The following is a 17,397-nucleotide window of genomic DNA, read 5'->3' as shown; positions in this document are numbered from 1 at the left end:
ATGGGCAACGTGTTCACGCGCCTCTACGTGGGCAACGGCGCTTTCGACATCGTCGGCAAGCGCATCCGCTGGTACATCGTCTCCGGCGTGATCCTGCTGGTGTGCATCGGCTCGATGGTGTTCAACGGCTTCAACCTGGGCATCGACTTCAAGGGCGGCACGAAGATCTCGATGCCGTCCGTCGCGGAGTCGAGCCAGGCCATCCCGACCTCGGCCGTCGAGGACTCGTACGCGAAGGCCCTGCCCGGCAAGAAGCCCAACGCCGTGCAGGCCGTCGGCACCGGTGCCAGCGCGACGATCCAGATCAAGTCGCCCGCGCTGACCATCCAGGAGGTCGCGACCCTCAAGACCGCGCTGGCGAACGACACCAAGCCGAGGGGCGGCCAGGGGGCGATCTCCGACAGCGCCGTGTCCGCGTCGTGGGGTGGCGAGATCAGCTGGAAGGCCCTGTGGGCCCTGGTCTGGTTCTTCGTGGCGGTGACGCTGTTCCTGGCGCTCTACTTCGAGTGGCGCATGGCCGTCGCGGCGCTCATCGCCGTGTTCCACGACGTCATCATCACCGCGGGCGTGTACTCGCTCGTCGGGTTCGAGGTGACGCCGGCGACGGTCATCGGTCTGCTCACCATCCTCGGTTTCTCCCTGTACGACACGGTCGTCGTGTTCGACAAGGTCAAGGAGAACACCCGAGGCTTGCTGGGCCTGACCCGCCGCACCTACGCCGAGGCCGCGAACCTGGCGCTCAACCAGACCCTGATGCGCTCGATCAACACCTCGCTGATCGCGTTGCTGCCGGTCGTGGGCCTGCTGGTCGTCGGCGTCGGCATCCTGGGCGTCGGCACGCTCCAGGACCTGGCGCTCGTGCAGCTCGTCGGCATGTTCGTCGGTGCCATGTCGTCGATCTTCATCGCGACCCCGGCACTGGTGGACCTGAAGATGCGCGACCCGAAGTACATCGCGCAGGCCAAGCGCGTGGCCGCCCGCCGCGCCAAGGCCGCGTCGTCCGGCGCCGTCGTGGCCGAGGGCATCGAGTCGGCCGACGACGACGCGCTCGCCGCCGACCTGCGCAAGGAAGAGGCGCTCGCCGCCGCCGCGTCGGTGCCGCACCGCACCGCCAAGGCGTCGGACTCGCGCCGCCGCCCGACCGGAAAGCGTCAGCGTTGAAGTTGGACCGTGCTCTGGGCTTGATGCGTGAGGTCCCGGACTTCCCCCAGCCGGGGGTCGTCTTCCGGGACCTCACGCCCGTTCTCGCCGACCCGGACGCCCTCCGCGCCGTCGTCGACGCCCTCCAGGACAAGATCGACGACAGCACCCAGGTGATCGCCGCCATCGAGTCGCGCGGCTTCCTCCTGGGCGCCGCCCTGGGCTACGGCTGGCGCTACGGCGTCGTGCCGCTGCGCAAGCCGGGCAAGCTGCCGGTGGTCGCCGACTCGGTGTCGTACGACCTCGAGTACGGCACGGCCTCGCTGGAACTGCCCGCGGAGGCCATCCAGCCGGGCCAGCGCGTGGTCGTGGTCGACGACGTGCTCGCCACCGGCGGCACCGCCGAGGCCGCCTGCCGGCTCGTGGAGCGTGCGGGCGGCATCGTGACCGGCGTGTCCGTGGTGATCGAGATCGCGGCGCTGGGCGGTCGTTCGCGGCTGGCGGGCCGCGAGGTCAGCGCACTGCTGGCGGTCTAGGCGGTTCGGCCGTCGTCTCGCAGTACCCGGTGATCAGCCACTCGACGTGGCTGATCACCTGTTCCAGCTCGATCGACTCCGCGCCGATCAATTCGCCGGTGTCCTGGTCGAAGACGAGCAGGTTCCGCACCTGACGGGCCCGGTCGACGTGGGTGACGGCGACCTGGCCTGCGAAACCCCGAGGAGCTGTGTCCGTCGAGAGGTCGGCGCACTCCGCCAGGCTTTGCAGGAGCAGGCGCTGCCGACTCGGCGGCACGACCTGCGTCGACCAGATCTCGCGGAACGCCTTGATCACCGAGGGCGTGTTCCCCGGCCCCGGGACGTTGTCGACGAACGGGAGCACCAGCTCGCCGGGCCCGTAGTCACCGCTGGGCTGCACGAGTTCGCCGTCCTTCATCACCTCGATGCGCCCCGATCCGTCGGCGGCGATCCACTGCCTGCGCTCGAACGGTTCGATGCTGCTGGTCACCACGCTGTCTCCTGACCGGCTCAGGAACCGCTTGGTGCGGCGATGCGAACCGCGGGTGTGCACGTAGTGGTACGCGCCGGTGCCCAGCGGCTCCGGCGCGGACCTCGTCCTTTCCGCGAGCTCGCGCAGCAGTTCGGCTGCCGTCATCTCGGCATCACGAAACCCACGACGAACAAGAACGCCACGACGTGGAGCACGAACCAGATCACGCCGAAGATCGGCAACGCGATCACGATCAGCAGCCACGGCTGGATCCGCGCCCTGACCGCCAGCAGGAACGCCCACACGAGCGTCGAGGTGATCGCCCACGCGACCGCACCGACGATTCCCTCGACGATCGTGACCTGCACTTCCGTCCCGGTCCGCAGCTCCGCGATGCCGTAGGCGACTACGACCGCGATGTACCAGATGAGGGCTCCGGCCGCGCAGTGCAGGAACGGCGTTCTCTGTCGAACAGGTGCGTACATGACGTCCCCCAGACGTTGTTCGTTGCGCCGGATCAGCCGGTGATCGGCGTGACGAACCGGTAGGCGAAGACGACGGTCAGCGCCCACAGGAAGTAGAAGGTCGGCAGGCCCAGCAGGATCAGCCGCCACGCCTTCACCCCGCCGTGCGCGACCCGCCACAGGACGACCGAGGTGCCCAGCCACGGAACGACGCCGAGAAGCAGCGCGCGCAGCGGGTCGACCTGCAGGTTGAACAGCACGATCGCGGCGTACCAGATGGCGGCGAACGCCATGGGCTGCCAGAACGGCCGGTGTTCGGCGTGCGTGTGCATCGGGGTCCCCCCAGACCTGCGCTCACTTGGAGCGGTCAAGCATGTCAGGCGGGTGGTGGCGGCGCTACGAAGGCAGCCCCGATTGAGACGAACACCAAAGTCACGAGCGATGCCGGTGCCGTCACCACCGCGATCTCCCACAGCTGCGGGGACTCGGCGCGGCGGAGCAGCAGGTAGCTGATGGCGGTGGCGAGGATCCAGCCCACCACCGAGCCGATGATCGACCTCGGGTCGATGTAGTTCCGGTCGTCCAGCGCCAGGTACGCCATCGTGCCCAGCCAGACGGCGGTCATGCCGGCGCACCACAGGAGTGTCCTCACGTTCGGGAGTCTGTCAGGCGCCCGCGCCGGCCCGGCAGATGCGTCAGGTTCTAATTCTTTGGCCGTTTTCTGTGTCGAGAGAGATGCGCAGTAACGGTGCCATGTGCGCCGCTTTGTTCACCCGAATGTGTGGCCTCTGAAGTGCAGTTTTGCCGTGATCTTGCGGTACGGTCGAACACGTGAGCGAACAAGAATTCCGTCTCAAAGTCCCCGTTTTCACCCGAATGAGCTGGTTCGTGGAGGAGGTTCAATGCCTACCGTCGGAGCAATGACTGCGATCACCTCCACCGCCTACAGTCGCGACCTCGGCGACGAGCTGCGCCGCCTCCGCGAGAAGTTCACGAACCTGACCGGGTTCGCCTTCGCCGAGCAACTCGGCTGGGACCCGAGCAAGGTTTCCAACATCGAGAACGGCAAGGCGCGTGCGAGCGAGATCGACCTCGTCCAGTACCTGATGACGTGCGGCCGCGACAGCGCCTTCTTCGAACGCTTCCGGGGCCGTTACCGCTACGCCTTCGACCCGTACGTGGTGCTGGTGCCCGACAACCTGCGCACCCTCGCGATGACGGAGGCGCAAGCCAAAACGATCACGACCTATGACGCCCTCACCATGCCCGGCCTCATTCAGACACCGGAGTACGCACGGGCGCTGTTCACGGAGGGTGGCCACGCCGCCCTGGAGGACATCGAGAAACACGTCCAGCTGCGTATGGACCGTCAGGCGATCCTGAGGCGCCCCAAACGGCCGGAATGTCTCTTCTACGTCCATGAGCTTGCTTTGCAGATCCGGGTTGGGGACGCGCGGATCATGGAAGAGCAGTACCTGCGCCTGCTCTTCAACTCGCACATCCTCCGCATCGTCCCGATGTCGGCTGGTGCGGCCATCGCGACGCGATCTGCCCGCATGCTGTTCAAGTTCGAAAAGCACATACCAGTGGCGTATGCGGAGACCGACGTGGCCCAGGTCTTCGCACACGACGGCAAGGCCATCGCGGACAGTCGGGAGTTCTTCAAGTGGTTGGAAACGCACGCTTTGGATGAGGGACAATCGCGGAGCCTGCTGACGAGGTACGTCAGTGGACTGCGAGAGGACTTCCATGAACAGCCCCGAGCGGAGCTGGCGTAAGAGCACGTACAGCGGTGACACGGGCAGCGGCTCGTGCGTCGAGGTGTCCCTCTCTCACGACGCTCTCGTGCGTGACTCGAAGGCCACTCGCGGTGACGCCCTGGTCTTCTCGATTCAGGCGTGGCGCGCGTTCGTGGCGAGCGTCGCCTGATCGGCTCAGCAAAAGTTCGGGTGGCGTTCACCGTGTGAGCTGCGCCGCTCGTCGAGCGTCCGGAAGTTTCGTCACCGTAAACGCGTTATCCTCGGTACTCGCGAGACCCGAGGAGCGTGGGGTTGAGTCAAGACACCGAACCCGCTGCGACGGTTGTTCAACCGTCGGCTACCCGGCGCGTGCGCGCCCGCCTCGCGCGGCGCATCACCGCCCAACGTGCGGCCCCGGTGAAGCAGGTCCTCGAACCTCTCGCCGCCGTGCACCGTGACCTACATCCCAAGGCCGATCTGGCGCTTCTGCAGCACGCGTACGACGTTGCCGAGGAGAAGCACCGCCCGCAGCGCCGCAAGTCCGGCGACCCGTACATCACCCACCCGCTCGCCGTGGCGACGATCCTCGCCGAGCTGGGCATGGACACGACGACGCTGGTCGCTGCGCTGCTGCACGACACCGTTGAAGACACCGACTACTCGCTGGGGCAGCTGAAGGACGACTTCGGCGAGGAAGTTGCTCGCCTCGTCGACGGCGTCACGAAGCTGGACAAGGTCAAGCTGGGGGCAGCGGCCGAGGCGGAGACCATCCGCAAGATGGTCATCGCGATGGCGAAGGACCCGAGGGTCCTCGTCATCAAGCTCGCCGACCGGCTGCACAACATGCGCACCATGCGGTTCCTGCCGCCGGAGAAGCAGGCCCGCAAGGCCCGTGAAACGCTCGAAGTGCTCGCACCGCTGGCCCACCGGCTGGGCATGGCGACCGTCAAGTGGGAGCTGGAGGACCTCGCGTTCGCGATCCTGCAGCCGAAGAAGTACGACGAGATCGTGCGGCTGGTCGCCAAGCGCGCACCGAGTCGCGACACGTACCTGAGGACCGTCGTCGACGAGCTGAACGCCCAGCTGGAGAGCGCGCGGATCGTCGCGAAGGTCGAGGGACGGCCGAAGCACTACTACTCGATCAACCAGAAGATGATCGTCCGCGGCCGGGATTTCGACGACATCCACGACCTCGTGGGTGTGCGGATCCTGGTCGACGAGGTGCGCGACTGCTACGCGGCGATGGGCGTTGTCCACGCGGCGTGGCAGCCGATGCCGGGGCGGTTCAAGGACTACATCGCGCAGCCGCGGTTCGGCGTGTACCAGTCGCTGCACACGACCGTGATCGGTCCCGACGGCAAGCCTCTCGAGGTGCAGATCCGCACCCACGAGATGCACCAGCGGGCCGAGTACGGCATCGCGGCGCACTGGCGCTACAAGGAGACCAAGGGCACGCACAACGGCAAGTCCGTCGAGATCGACGAGATGGCGTGGATGCGCCAGCTCCTCGACTGGCAGCGGGAAGCCGCGGACCCCGGTGAGTTCCTCGAAGGGCTGCGCTGGGACCTCGCCGCGCGCGAGATCTTCGTGTTCACCCCCAAGGGCGACGTGCAGACGCTGCCGACGGGCTCCACGCCGGTCGACTTCGCCTACGCCGTCCACACCGAGGTTGGTCACCGCTGCATCGGCGCCCGTGTCAACGGTCGCCTGGTCGCTCTCGAACGCAAGCTCGAGAACGGCGAGGTCGTCGAGATCTTCACCTCCAAGGCGGAGGGCGCGGGCCCGTCCCGCGACTGGTTGAGCTTCGTCGCGTCCCCGCGCGCCAAGGCGAAGATCAAGCAGTGGTTCGCCAAGGAGCGCAAGGAAGAGGCGATCGAGCAGGGCAAGGACGCGATCACCAAGGAGGTCCGCCGCGTCGGGCTGCCGATCCAGCGCCTGGTCAGCGTCGACTCGATGCAGGCCCTGGCGAAGGAACTGCACTACCCGGACATGAGCGCGCTGTACGCGGCGGTCGGCGAGGGCCACACCTCGGCCCGGCACGTCGTGCAGCGGCTCGTCGCGCAGCTCGGCGGCGTCGAACACGCCGAGGAGGAACTGGCCGACCGCGCCACCCCGTCCACGGTCACCCGGCGCCGCCCCACCGGCGACGCGGGCGTGATCGTCAAGGACGCGGGCGACGTGTGGGTGAAGCTCGCCCGCTGCTGCACCCCGGTGCCGGGCGACGACATCCTCGGCTTCGTGACGCGCGGCGGCGGTGTCTCCGTGCACCGCACCGACTGCACGAACGCGGACGAGCTGCTGAAGTCGCCGGAGCGGCTGCTCGACGTCGAGTGGGCGCCGTCGGCGTCCAGCGTCTTCCTGGTGGCCATCCAGGTGGAGGCGCTCGACCGGCACCGGCTGCTGTCGGACGTCACGAAGGTGCTGGCCGACGAGCGCGTGAACATCCTGTCGGCGTCGGTGACGACGTCGCGCGACAGGGTGGCCGTCAGCCGGTTCTCGTTCGAGATGGGCGACCCGAAGCACCTCGGGCACGTCCTGAAGGCCGTGCGGAGCGTGGAGGGCGTCTACGACGTCTACCGCGTGACGTCAGCCTCGTAGATCAGCATCAACACTGGAGCCCCCGGCCTGCCCAGGCCGGGGGCTCCACGTGCAACTGAGGCCCGTTCGTCCCTCGCGGCTGGCATGGTGGCGACCGCCAGAACAAGATCAACCTCTCGGGGGACGAACATGAGGAAGCTGGTCGGGGCCGCTGCTGCCGCGATGGCGGTGGCGGCGGTGCTGCTGCCCGGCGCCGCGGTCGCGGACGACAGGGTCTGCGAGGCCTGGGTCGAGTCGGAGCGGAACATGGGTCACGCCATCTGCCGCGGGGGCGGCGGCAACTACCACTACGTGATCCTGAAGTGCCAGAAGGGCGCCGACTCGTTCTACAAGGCCGGGTCGCACGTGCCGCCCGGCTTCCGGTCGTCCGCGCAGTGCGACAAGTCGCAGGGCTGGATCGCCGTGGAAGCCAAGGCCCAGGTCGCCTGACGCAGCGCGAAAAGGGCCTGCACGCAAACGATGAACGGCGCTTTTGTCCACCTCAAGTGGACAAAAGCGCCGTTCATCGTTTCAAGCGTTAGTTCGCGACCGTCGCCGACTTGATGTCGACCGGGGTCTTCGGCTTGCCGTCGCCCTGGCCGGGCGTCGTCGAGATCGTGCCGGTCTTCGCGACCTCGTCGATCTTCTTCAGCGACTCCTCGTCGACCGTGCCGAACACGGTGTAGTCCGGCTTCAGCTGCGTGTCGCCGTAGACGATGAAGAACTGCGAGCCGTTGGTGTTCGGGCCCGAGTTGGCCATGGCGAGCACGCCGCGGCCGTAGGTGAGCTCCGGGTAGGTCTCGTCCTTGAACGAGTAGCCGGGGCCGCCCCTGCCGTCGCCACCGGGGTCGCCGCACTGCAGGACCTGGATGCCCTTCACCGTGAGGCGGTGGCAGGTGGTGTTGTCGAAGTACTTCTGCTTCGCCAGGTTCACGAAGTTGTTGACCGTGCACGGCGCGAGCGAGCGGTCGAGGTTCAGCTTCAGGTCGCCGATCGAGGTGCCGAGCGTGACCGCGACGGTGCCGGTGGCGGGCTGCTCGCCGTTCGCGGGCGGCGTGTTCTCCTTGGCCGCCGGCTCCTGGCCCTTCGTGTATTCACAGTTCACCTTTTCCGGCAGCGCCTGCGGGCGCTTCGGAATCTGGTGCAGGGCGGTGGGGATGTTCTCCGCCTTGTCCACCGACTCGTTCTGCGGAGTCTCCGACGCGGAGGCGTCACCGTTGCCGAAGTCGTGGGTCGCGAGCCACCACACACCACCTCCGACGAGCGCAACAACGACGACCGTCGACACGACGGCGATGATGCGACGCTTCTTGGCCCGCTGCTGGCGGTAGACCATCTGGCGCTCAAGCTTGCGCTTGGCTGCCGCGCGTCGCTGCTCGTTGGTGGGCACGTGCTCCCTCCCCAGGGACTCATGCGAATAGGGCGGACGGCTCGGGAGTCTAGGGCCTGGGCATATGAGCTTTGTGTGGTGGCTAGGCTGTGGTTGAACAGGGAGGTCATTTCGTGCTCGTGATCGGGTTCCCCACTGGCGCGCTGCAGGCGAACTGCTTCGTCCTCGCGGCCGGTGAGGGCGAGCCCTGCGTGATCATCGATCCCGGTCAGGACGCGGTCGAGCCGATCGAGCAGGCCTTGCGCAAGCACCGGCTCGCGCCTGTCGCCGTGCTGCTCACGCACGGGCACTTCGACCACACGTTCTCCGTCACCCCGGTCTGCGACGGCAACGACATCCCCGCGTACATCCACCCGGACGACGTCGAGATGCTCGCCGATCCGCTCAAGGGCATCAGCCGCGAGTCGGCCGCGTTCTTCGGGGGCAACCTCGAGATGCGCGAGCCGAGCGAGGTCCGCTCGCTCGCCGACGGCACCGAGCTCGACCTCGCCGGGTTGCGGATCACCGTCGACCACACGCCGGGCCATACCGGCGGGTCGGTGATGTTCCGCTCCGGCGTGCAGGAAGGGGGTCGCCTGGTGATCTCGGGTGACACGCTCTTCGCCGGTTCCATCGGACGCACCGACCTGCCAGGCGGCGACCACTCGCGCATGCTGTCGTCTCTGCAGAACAAGGTCCTGACCTTGCCCGACGACACGGTGGTGCTGCCCGGCCACGGCCCGACGACGACCATCGGCCGCGAGCGTGCGACGAACCCCTACCTGCTCCAGCTGCAGGACGCACCAGCTGCCCCGCACCGAGGACTCTGAGAAACGTGTTTTCCGCTCCCAAAGGCGTTCCCGACTACATCCCGCCGACGTCCGCCGCATTTCTGCACGTCCGGTCGACGCTGACCCGTGCCGCCGAGCTCGCGGGCTACGGCTACATCGAGCTGCCGGTCTTCGAGGACACGGCGCTGTTCTCGCGCGGCGTCGGCGAGTCGACCGACGTCGTGACGAAGGAGATGTACACCTTCCTCGACCGCGGCGACCGCTCCATCACGCTGCGGCCGGAGGGCACCGCGGGCGTGATGCGGGCCGTGATCGAGCACAGCCTCGACCGCGGCCAGCTGCCGTCGAAGCTCTACTACGCGGGCCAGTTCTTCCGCGCCGAGGCCCCGCAGGCAGGCCGGTACCGGCAGTTCCACCAGGTCGGCATCGAGGCGATCGGCGTCGACGACCCGGCCCTGGACGCCGAGGTCATCGCGGTCGGTGACGCGGGCTTCCGCGCGCTGGGCCTCACCGGCTACCGCCTGGAGCTCACGTCGCTGGGCGACGCGAACTGCCGTCCCGCGTACCGAGAGAAGCTGCAGGCGTTCCTCGCGAAGCTGCCGCTCGACGAGCCGACCCGCCGGCGCGCCGAGCTGAACCCGCTGCGCGTCCTCGACGACAAGCGGCCGGAGGTGCGCGCCCTGGTCGCCGAGGCGCCGCTGATGGTGGACCACCTGTGCGACGAGTGCCGGGCGCACTACGAGCTCGTCAAGGGCTACCTGACCGAGCTGGGCGTGAAGTTCGTCGAGAACCCGCGCATGGTCCGCGGCCTCGACTACTACACGAAGACGACGTTCGAGTTCGTCCACGACGGCCTGGGCGCGCAGTCGGGCATCGGCGGCGGCGGCCGCTACGACGGCCTGATGGCACAGCTCGGCGGCCAGGAGCTGTCCGGTGTCGGCTTCGGCCTGGGCGTCGACAGGGCGCTGCTCGCGGCGCAGGCCGAGGGCGTGCTGCCGGAGTTCAGCCGCGTCGACGTGATCGGCGTGCCCCTGGGCGAGGCCGCACGAGCCCGCCTGGTGGCGATCGCGGGCGAGCTGCGCGCGGCCGGCGTGCGGACGGACCTGGTCTACGGCGGCAAGTCGATGAAGGCGGGCTTCAAGGTCGCGGACAAGTCCGGTGCCCGGCTGGCGCTGGTGCTCGGCGAGCGCGACCTGGAGGCCGGCAGCATCGGCGTGAAGACCCTCGCCACGGGCGAGCAGGTGACCGTGGCGCTGACCGACGTGGTCGAGGCGGTGCGGAAGGCGCTGTGAGCCCAGACGACAAGAGCGACAAGCTCTCGCTCGACCTGCTGGACAGGGACACGGTCCGCAAGCGTGCGCGCATGGTGGCGATCGGCGGCGTGATGGTCGCCCTCGCCTTCGGCGCGATCGTGGGCTTCATCGGCGGCCGCTGGGCGGGCATCATCGCCGCCCTGATCGTGGCGCTGCCGGTGGTGCTGCTCGCGCTGTCCGAGGCCCGTCGCACGACGTGGCTGGAAGGCACGCGCGTGCACGTGCGCGCCTTCGGCACACGAACCGTCGACCTCGCCACCGCCGACGCGCTCGACCTCCTGGTCACCGACATGCGCAACGCCAGGACCGTCGGCCTGTTCGTGCGCGGCGACAAGAAGGCGATCAACATCGGCCTGTCGATGTACTCCGGCATGGGCGGCCGCGAGCTGGGCATCTACCAGCTGCGCCGCCTGGCCGACGCCCTCGCCGCGCGCGGCGACACGCCGGGCCTGGTGTTCTCGGAACTGCTCGTGGCCCAGCTGCGGGCCGAGGCGCGCGGGCTGGCCGCCCCGGAACGTCCGCTGTACCGGCTGGGGTCGCTGGCGCCGTCCGGGCGGATGGCGCAGAAGCTCCATCCGGACGCCGTGTCGAAGTTCGTGACGTCGCTGGACTGAGTGCCGCCGGACGACCCCGTCCGGCGGCACGCGGCTCGTCTGCTGGACGGGACCGCCTGGTCACGTGCCCCAGAGGCCGGACGGCGGCGCGGGGGAGAGGGTCGCGGTCTCGTCGGTGATGACCGGCGCGCCACCGATGAACTTCGTCAGCCCCGTGCCGTGCTCCACCCGCCCGGGGAACGGATCACCCGCCGTCGCCCGCGTGAGCTGCTGCATCGGCAACCCGATGTGCGACGCGAAGATCACGAAGTTGCCGAACCGGCGTCCCCGGAACACGCCGGGCTCGGCGAGCACGCAGACGTGTTCGAACACCGCCCGCACGGTCGCGCACTGGGAGCGGGCGAACTGCAGGCCGTTGCCGTCGCCGATGTTCGCCGTGTAGACCCCGTCCTCCGCGAGCGCCGCCGACGCCTGCCGCACGTACTCGACCGACGTCAGGTGGGCGGGCGTGCGGGCGCCCGCGAAGCAGTCGCTCACGATCAGGTCGAACGAGCCGGGGCGTGCCTTCACCAGCACGGCGCGGGCGTCACCCGTGGTGATCTTCACCCGAGGAGGTGGCGGGAGCTCGCGGCGGACGAACGCGATCAGGCCCGCGTCGATCTCGGCCACCTGCTGAGACGCGCGGGGCAGGAGGTTTGCCACGTAGCGCGCTAGCGTGAGAGCGCCACCACCGAGGTGCAGCACACGTGAGGGCGCGGTGAGGTCGACGATGTGACCCAGTCTGCGGACGTACTCGAACTCGAGGTACGTCGGGTCGTCCAGGTCCACATGCGACTGTGGGGTTCCGTTGACCCGCAACGTCCACGAGTTACGTCCGCCGAGATCGGGGACCAGCTCTGCAACGCCTGAGTCGATCGACTCGGTGATCGCCTCTGTGTCGGGCCGCTGTCTTCCCACTGCTCTATTGTCTCATCGGGTGTGTCAGTCCAGAGGAGGACCTAAGTGCAGGTTGTCGCCAACATCTTGATCGCCCTCGTGGCGCTGATTCACCTCTACATCGTGGTGCTGGAGATGTTCCTCTGGACGACTCCGCGCGGCCGGAAGGCGTTCGGGCTCACGCCCGAGTTCGCGGAGGCGTCCAAGGCGCTCGCCGCGAACCAGGGCCTCTACAACGGTTTCCTCGCCGCCGGCCTGATCTACGCGCTCGTCCGGCAGGACTTCGGCGCGTCGGTGCTCTTCACGGTGTTCGTGATCGTCGCCGGCGTCTACGGCACGTTCACGGCGAGCCGGAAGATCTTCTTCGTGCAGGTGGTGCCTGGCGCCCTGGCGCTGCTCTTCGTGCTGCTGGCCGGGTAGCGGGGCGTTCCCACGGCCCCTTGTCGGGGTCGTAGCCGATGAAGAGGTCGCCCTCGATCCGGTTCCGCTTCGGCGGTTCCGGCTTCGCGCGCTTCACGGTCTTGGGTTCCGGAGGCTCTGGAGCCTCTGAAACCTCTGCGGCGGGGGCGACCTCCTGGCGCACGGCGACGAGCGCGGCCAGTGCCGTCGTCACCGGGATCGCCGCGACCAGACCGATGCTGCCGACCAGCGTGCGCACGATCTCCTGGGCGATCTGCTGGGCGGACAGGATCTCGCCCATCGACCGTCCGGCCAGCGAGATCGCGAGCAGCAACGGCAGCGCCGCGCCCGCGTAGGCCATGACGAGCGTGTTGACCACCGACGACATGTGGTCGCGCCCGATCCGCGAGCCGGCCGCGAACAGCTCGCGCCACGTCAGCTTGTCGTTGGCGCGGCGCAGCTCCCACACCGCGCTGGTCTGCGTGACGGTGACGTCGTCGAGCACGCCCAGCGCACCGATGAGCGTGCCCGCGAGCAGCAGTCCGCGCGTGTCGATGTCGGTGCCGAGCACGGTGACGAGGTTGATCGTGTCCTCGTCCAGACCGGTCAGCTTGGACAGCGCGGAGAACAGCGCGCCGAGCACACCGATCAGCGCGAGGCTGACCAACGTGCCGAGCACCGCCGTCGAGGTTCTCGCCGAGATGCCGTGTGTCAGGTACAGCACCACGAACATGATCAGCCCGGCGCCGACCACCGCCACCATCAGCGGGTTCTCGCCCGCCAGGATCGACGGCATGATGAACAGCACCAGCACCACGAAGCTCAGCAGCAACGCGCCCAGCGCCGCGAGACCCTGCCATCGGCCGAGCAGGAGCACCGCCGCCGCGAACAGCACCGCGAGCACTACGAGCGACCAGCCGCGCTGGAAGTCGACGATCTGGTACGACTCGGGCGCCTGCGGCTGACTGCCCGAATAGGACAGAACGACCTCGTCGCCGATCTGGAAGTGCGGCGCTCCCGGCCCGTGCGGGCTCGGGATCGTGATGCTCTGCCCGCTCGCGTCGCCGTCGGTCATCCGCACGGTCACCGCGATGCACTTCTCGCCGCAGTTTTCCTGCACGCCCGTCACGACCGCGGCGACCGGCTTCTGGTGCAGCCCCACGGCCGCGCCGGTCTTCTGCTCGTGCCCGAACGGGTAGAGCAGTGCTGCGCCGATGATCGTGGCCAGTGCCAACGGCACCAACAGCCACATCAGCAACGTGCGCACGCGCTGCGATGCCGGTTCCTCGTTCAGCGCATGACCGTGCCCGTGACCGTGACCCACGTGAGACATCCTGCCTGAACGGGTGACAGCCGGCCTCCTTGACCGTCGTTCGAACATGTGTTCGAATCGATGGTGTGCGATGGGACGGACAGAAACTCGAGGCAGAGCCGCAGCAGGCACTACCGGGGCTACCGGGACTGGTGCGCAGCGTACGAACTCCTGAGTTCGCGGACGTGGTGTTCCACGAGGTCCGCGCCAAATCCGTGCTCAACGGAGTACCGGGGTCGTCGCTGCCCTTCTCGTGGACGGTGAACCCGTATCGCGGCTGCTCACACGCCTGCACCTACTGCCTGGCGGGCGACACCCCGATCCTCATGGCCAACGGGCGCACCAAGCCGTTGTCGTCGTTGCGGGTCGGCGACCAGATCTACGGCACCGAGCTCGTCGGCAACTACCGGCGCTACAAGCTCACGACGGTCCTCGCGCACTGGGAGACGCGCAAGGTCGCGTACCGGCTGACCCTGGAGGACGGCACCTCGGTGGTCGCCTCCGGTGATCACCGCTTCCTGACCGACCGCGGCTGGAAGCACGTCACCGGCGAAACGGCGGGCGCGGGCCGCCGTCCGCACCTCACGACCGGCAACAAGCTGATGGGCACGGGGGCTTTCGTCGAGCAGCCCACCGTGACCGACGACTACCGCCGCGGTTACCTGCGCGGCATGGTCGACGACGAGAACGAGTTCCGGATTCCGTTGGCCGACATAGAGGCCATGGACCGCACACAGGAGTATCTCGACTACTTCGGTGTGCGAGAGGGGAGGGGATTTCTGCACCACGTGCGCGAGCTCGCGCAGTGGCAGATAGCCCCGAACCCCGACTGGCTCAAGGGATTCCTGGCCGGCGCGTTCGACTACCTCGGGACCTGCTCGCGCAGCATCCTGCGCATGTCGACGCGCAACGCCACCGTTCTCGAAGCGATCTGCCTGGCGCTCAAGCACTTCCACTTCGACTTCGCGATCGAGGAGCTGCGCCGCCGCCGTGGCGTGCGGGTCGTGCGGCTGCGCGGCGGGCTGCGCGAGAACCTCCGCTTCTTCCACACCGTGGACCCGGCGATCACGCGCAAGCGCGACATCGACGGCGTGGCGATCAAGTCGCAGCAGCCGCTGGGCGTCGTTTCCGTTGAACCGCTTGAGGAAATGACGCTGTACGACATCACCACCGGCACCGGTGACTTCATCGCGAACGGTGTGGTGTCGCACAACTGCTTCGCCCGCAAGACACACTCCTATTTGGACCTCGACACGGGCCGCGACTTCGACAGCCAGCTGATCGTGAAGGTCAACGCGGGCGAGGTGCTGTCGCGTCAGCTGCGTTCGCCGCGGTGGAAGCAGGAGCACGTCGCGCTCGGCACCAACACCGACCCGTACCAGCGGGCCGAGGGGCGGTACGCCTTGATGCCAGGGATCATCGAGGCCCTGACCGCCTCTCGCACGCCCTTCTCGATCCTGACGAAGGGCACGCTGCTGGCGCGCGACCTGCCGCTGCTCGCCGCGGCGGCGGAGGTCGTGCCGGTCGGCATCGGGGTGTCGCTCGCGTTGATGGACCGCGACCTGCACAAGTCGCTGGAGCCCGGCACACCGACTCCGGCCGCCCGGCTCGAACTCGTGCGCAAGGTGCGGGAGGCGGGCTTGCCGTGCGGCGTCTTCGTGGCGCCCGTGCTGCCGGAGCTGACGGATTCCGTTGAGCAGCTGGACTTCCTGCTCGAACAGATCGCGGCTGCTGGAGCCACCGGCGTGACGGTGCTGCCGCTGCACCTGCGTCCTGGCGCTCGCGAGTGGTTTGCGGCGTGGTTACGCCGTGAGCACCCGGATCTCGTTGAGACGTACCGGTATCTGTACGGTTCCGGGTCCTATGTGGACAAGCGGTATCGCGCTCGGCTGACGGCGCGCGTTGTTCCGCTGATCGAGAAGCACGGCCTGGCGCCGCGTGGCCGTTCCACCGACGCCGTCACCGGTGTGCCCGGCGACGACGACGGCGTGTGGCCCGACGGCAGCCTGCCCAGCGGTGTGCCGGCTCAGCGCGTCGACCAGGAACAGCTCACCCTGCTGTGATCCGGTCGAGCTCCGGCTCGCTGAAGTGGAGGACTTCGTAGACACCCTCTTCCCCGGGGTGTTCCTCCCACAGTTCGAAGCGCACGACCTCCCACGTGCGCGGATCCACGCCGACGGCCGCGGAGTGCAGGCCGGGCGTCTTCTTCAGCTCGATCTCTCCCACGACGTCCATCGGGTTCGCTTCCGGTGCGAGCCGCGTGATGGTGCGCGTCGCGTAAGCGGCCTTCGCCGCGTCGCCCCTGAGGAACGCGACACCGGGCCAGTGCTGGACGACGGGTCGCCAGAAGTCGGCGAGAATTCCCTGGAAACCGCCGCCGCGGTAGAGGAAGTCAGCCATGCCGGCCGTCGTGTTCCAGACGTAGAACGGCGCGTACTGCGTGCCGCGGATCAGGTATGCCTTGAAGCCGAGGCCTTCGCGGTCGTCGAGAGCGTGGCCACGGGTGCGGACCCGCTCGCGGATGATCCCCATGTCGTAGTTGGACGGCAGGGTGATCTCGTACTGCATTGCGATCATGTTCGTAGTTGTACCTAGGCCCAGCCGCCCTGGACCATGGTTTGGAACTTCCACTCCTCGCCGACCTTCACGAGCAGATCGCCGTAGCGCACGGTGTGACCGTTGATCGTCCCGTCGGTGATCACGAAGACCAGGTTGTCGTTGATGAAGTGCGGCGTCCTGGTGGACTCCATCTGCACGTCACCGCCGAGCTGTGCGCTCATCTCTGCGAGGAACTTCTCCCGGTCCCACGACGTGGCCGAGCCGTCGGTGACCGTGTTGATCGGGAACAGCGCCATGTCGGCCATCTTCTCGACGTCGCCCTTGACCGCGAGCTCGTCCCATTGCGCGAACCACTGCATGACCTCGTCGTACGACATACCGTACATTGTACGGAGTCGCGTCAAGCAGGTTTGACGCCTGTGACCGCGGTGGCGTCTTCGCTGGTCACGAGCTTGGCCTCGAAGCCGGCGGCGCTGAACGCCGCCAGTGCCGCGGCTGCTTGGCGGGCGCTCGTCTCGCTCATCAGGTGGCCGCCTGGGCGCAGCCAGTCCGCGGCTTGTGCTGCCACGCGTCGCATGACCTCCAGGCCGTCCGCGCCGCCGTCGAGGGCAACCCTTGCCTCGTAGTCGCGCGCCTCGGTCGGCATGAACTGGATGTCGTCGGTGGGCACGTACGGCACGTTCGCGACTACTACGTCGATGTGTCCTCGTAGGTGCGTGGGGAGTGCGTCGAACAGATCGCCTTCGAAGACGTTCGTGAGGTTCTTGCGCGCGCACGCCACGGCCACGGGGTCGATGTCGGCCGCGTAGACCGTGGCCTTCGGCAGTCTGTGTTGCAGTACCGCGCCCACCGCTCCCGATCCGCAGCACAGGTCGACGACGGTTGCGGGGTTCAGGTCGGTCGCGAGGTCGACCAGCAGCTCGGTGCGGTGGCGCGGGACGAACACGCCCTTGGTGATCGTGATCCGCTGGCCGCAGAACTCGGCCCAGCCCACGACGTGTTCGAGCGGCAGGCCGCTGACCCGCTGCGTGACCAGCTCTTCCAGGTGTTCGGGGGAGGTGGCGGCTTCGTGCAGCAGTGCGGCCTCGTCCTCGGCGAACACGCAGCCCGCAGCCCTGAGTCGATCGACGGTGCTCATCGCGGTGGACGCTAGCAGTCACCCGGACGGGTGAACTCTGTCCGGTTTCACGCCTGGCGCCGTCTAGACCCGCGTTCCGCACGTGGGGGTTGATCAACTCTGGTGATCATTTCTGAGGC

21 protein-coding genes are annotated in these 17,397 nt (G+C 68.1%); 11 read left to right on the top strand and 10 right to left on the bottom strand.

Annotation, left to right across the window (positions count from 1 at the left end):
• Together secF and IEZ09_RS29820 are read left to right on the top strand one after the other, a co-directional pair.
• Window positions 1-1,161, top strand: coding sequence for a protein translocase subunit SecF (secF, locus tag IEZ09_RS29825; protein WP_189257127.1), 1,161 nt, complete (start codon window positions 1-3; stop codon window positions 1,159-1,161).
• Between the two features lie 23 nt (window positions 1,162-1,184).
• Complete coding sequence (locus IEZ09_RS29820) at window positions 1,185-1,676, top strand: adenine phosphoribosyltransferase (protein ID WP_189257126.1); 492 nt, start codon at window positions 1,185-1,187, stop codon at window positions 1,674-1,676.
• Here IEZ09_RS29820 and IEZ09_RS29815 read toward each other — a convergent pair.
• From IEZ09_RS29815 to IEZ09_RS29800, 4 genes are read right to left on the bottom strand one after another with little or no spacing between them, the layout of a single operon-like run.
• Window positions 1,654-2,292 carry a hypothetical protein gene (locus tag IEZ09_RS29815; protein WP_189257125.1) on the bottom strand — a complete coding sequence of 213 codons (639 nt, stop codon included), beginning with the start codon at window positions 2,290-2,292 and terminating at the stop codon, window positions 1,654-1,656. The two genes, IEZ09_RS29820 and IEZ09_RS29815, sit on opposite strands and share 23 nt — an antisense overlap.
• Window positions 2,289-2,612, bottom strand: a complete 324-nt coding sequence (locus tag IEZ09_RS29810) for a hypothetical protein (protein WP_189257124.1) — start codon at window positions 2,610-2,612, stop codon at window positions 2,289-2,291. Before IEZ09_RS29810 ends, IEZ09_RS29815 begins: the two co-directional genes overlap by 4 nt.
• Window positions 2,613-2,644: 32 nt before the next feature.
• Complete coding sequence (locus IEZ09_RS29805) at window positions 2,645-2,923, bottom strand: hypothetical protein (RefSeq protein WP_189257123.1); 279 nt, start codon at window positions 2,921-2,923, stop codon at window positions 2,645-2,647.
• 44 nt (window positions 2,924-2,967) lie between these two features.
• Window positions 2,968-3,243, bottom strand: a complete 276-nt coding sequence (locus IEZ09_RS29800) for a hypothetical protein (RefSeq protein ID WP_189257122.1) — start codon at window positions 3,241-3,243, stop codon at window positions 2,968-2,970.
• A gap of 268 nt (window positions 3,244-3,511) precedes the next feature.
• Between IEZ09_RS29800 and IEZ09_RS29795 the strand changes: the two genes are divergently transcribed.
• The 4 genes from IEZ09_RS29795 to IEZ09_RS29780 all read left to right on the top strand — a co-directional run bounded on the left by IEZ09_RS29795 (window position 3,512) and on the right by IEZ09_RS29780 (window position 7,357).
• Window positions 3,512-4,369, top strand: coding sequence for a helix-turn-helix domain-containing protein (locus IEZ09_RS29795; RefSeq protein ID WP_189257121.1), 858 nt, complete (start codon window positions 3,512-3,514; stop codon window positions 4,367-4,369).
• Window positions 4,341-4,520, top strand: a complete 180-nt coding sequence (locus tag IEZ09_RS29790; protein ID WP_189257120.1) for a DUF397 domain-containing protein — start codon at window positions 4,341-4,343, stop codon at window positions 4,518-4,520. Before IEZ09_RS29795 ends, IEZ09_RS29790 begins: the two co-directional genes overlap by 29 nt.
• 122 nt (window positions 4,521-4,642) lie before the next feature.
• Complete coding sequence (locus IEZ09_RS29785) at window positions 4,643-6,928, top strand: RelA/SpoT family protein (RefSeq protein ID WP_301325971.1); 2,286 nt, start codon at window positions 4,643-4,645, stop codon at window positions 6,926-6,928.
• A 129-nt stretch (window positions 6,929-7,057) separates the two neighbouring features.
• On the top strand, window positions 7,058-7,357 hold the full coding sequence (locus IEZ09_RS29780) for a hypothetical protein (RefSeq protein WP_189257118.1): 300 nt from the start codon (window positions 7,058-7,060) through the stop codon (window positions 7,355-7,357).
• A gap of 88 nt (window positions 7,358-7,445) precedes the next feature.
• Here IEZ09_RS29780 and IEZ09_RS29775 read toward each other — a convergent pair whose 3' ends face one another.
• A complete protein-coding gene (locus IEZ09_RS29775; RefSeq protein ID WP_189257117.1) occupies window positions 7,446-8,297 on the bottom strand; it encodes a peptidylprolyl isomerase in 852 nt (283 codons plus the stop codon).
• Between the two features lie 113 nt (window positions 8,298-8,410).
• Between IEZ09_RS29775 and IEZ09_RS29770 the strand changes: the two genes are divergently transcribed.
• From IEZ09_RS29770 to IEZ09_RS29760, 3 genes are read left to right on the top strand one after another with little or no spacing between them, the layout of a single operon-like run.
• A complete protein-coding gene (locus tag IEZ09_RS29770) occupies window positions 8,411-9,106 on the top strand; it encodes an MBL fold metallo-hydrolase (protein WP_189257116.1) in 696 nt (231 codons plus the stop codon).
• Window positions 9,103-10,359 carry a histidine--tRNA ligase gene (hisS, locus tag IEZ09_RS29765; protein ID WP_189257194.1) on the top strand — a complete coding sequence of 419 codons (1,257 nt, stop codon included), beginning with the start codon at window positions 9,103-9,105 and terminating at the stop codon, window positions 10,357-10,359. Before IEZ09_RS29770 ends, hisS begins: the two co-directional genes overlap by 4 nt.
• On the top strand, window positions 10,356-10,994 hold the full coding sequence (locus tag IEZ09_RS29760) for a hypothetical protein (RefSeq protein WP_189257115.1): 639 nt from the start codon (window positions 10,356-10,358) through the stop codon (window positions 10,992-10,994). The genes hisS and IEZ09_RS29760 overlap by 4 nt, the downstream gene beginning before the upstream one ends.
• Before the next feature lie 60 nt (window positions 10,995-11,054).
• On the opposite strand, the gene IEZ09_RS29755 is transcribed toward IEZ09_RS29760, so the two are convergent.
• On the bottom strand, window positions 11,055-11,891 hold the full coding sequence (locus IEZ09_RS29755) for a spermidine synthase (protein ID WP_189257114.1): 837 nt from the start codon (window positions 11,889-11,891) through the stop codon (window positions 11,055-11,057).
• 45 nt (window positions 11,892-11,936) lie between these two features.
• Between IEZ09_RS29755 and IEZ09_RS29750 the strand changes: the two genes are divergently transcribed.
• Window positions 11,937-12,290 (top strand): DUF1304 domain-containing protein, encoded by a 354-nt coding sequence (locus tag IEZ09_RS29750; RefSeq protein WP_189257113.1) that lies wholly within the window; start codon window positions 11,937-11,939, stop codon window positions 12,288-12,290.
• Here IEZ09_RS29750 and IEZ09_RS29745 read toward each other — a convergent pair.
• Window positions 12,211-13,593: a YibE/F family protein gene (locus tag IEZ09_RS29745; protein WP_440590336.1), complete on the bottom strand. Its 1,383-nt coding sequence runs from the start codon at window positions 13,591-13,593 to the stop codon at window positions 12,211-12,213. The genes IEZ09_RS29750 and IEZ09_RS29745 overlap by 80 nt on opposite strands.
• 74 nt (window positions 13,594-13,667) lie before the next feature.
• Here IEZ09_RS29745 and IEZ09_RS29740 point away from each other — a divergent pair, with 74 nt between their 5' ends.
• A complete protein-coding gene (locus tag IEZ09_RS29740) occupies window positions 13,668-15,644 on the top strand; it encodes an intein-containing Rv2578c family radical SAM protein (RefSeq protein ID WP_189257111.1) in 1,977 nt (658 codons plus the stop codon).
• On the opposite strand, the gene IEZ09_RS29735 is transcribed toward IEZ09_RS29740, so the two are convergent.
• Genes IEZ09_RS29735 through IEZ09_RS29725 form a run of 3 tightly spaced genes read right to left on the bottom strand, consistent with a single transcriptional unit; the run spans window position 15,631 to window position 17,278 of the window.
• The gene (locus tag IEZ09_RS29735) at window positions 15,631-16,158 is read right to left on the bottom strand and encodes a DUF4865 family protein (protein WP_189257110.1); all 528 of its coding nucleotides are present in this window, start codon (window positions 16,156-16,158) and stop codon (window positions 15,631-15,633) included. The two genes, IEZ09_RS29740 and IEZ09_RS29735, sit on opposite strands and share 14 nt — an antisense overlap.
• Window positions 16,159-16,172: 14 nt before the next feature.
• Window positions 16,173-16,517 carry a nuclear transport factor 2 family protein gene (locus IEZ09_RS29730; RefSeq protein ID WP_229813073.1) on the bottom strand — a complete coding sequence of 115 codons (345 nt, stop codon included), beginning with the start codon at window positions 16,515-16,517 and terminating at the stop codon, window positions 16,173-16,175.
• 23 nt (window positions 16,518-16,540) lie between these two features.
• Complete coding sequence (locus IEZ09_RS29725; RefSeq protein WP_189257108.1) at window positions 16,541-17,278, bottom strand: putative protein N(5)-glutamine methyltransferase; 738 nt, start codon at window positions 17,276-17,278, stop codon at window positions 16,541-16,543.
• Window positions 17,279-17,397: the final 119 nt, after the last annotated feature.

The sequence above is a fragment of the Lentzea flava genome (genome assembly GCF_014648475.1).
GTDB lineage: Bacteria > Actinomycetota > Actinomycetes > Mycobacteriales > Pseudonocardiaceae > Lentzea > Lentzea flava.
The sequence above is the reverse complement of the archived record's forward strand: the minus strand, read 5'-3'. Positions and strand labels throughout refer to the sequence as shown.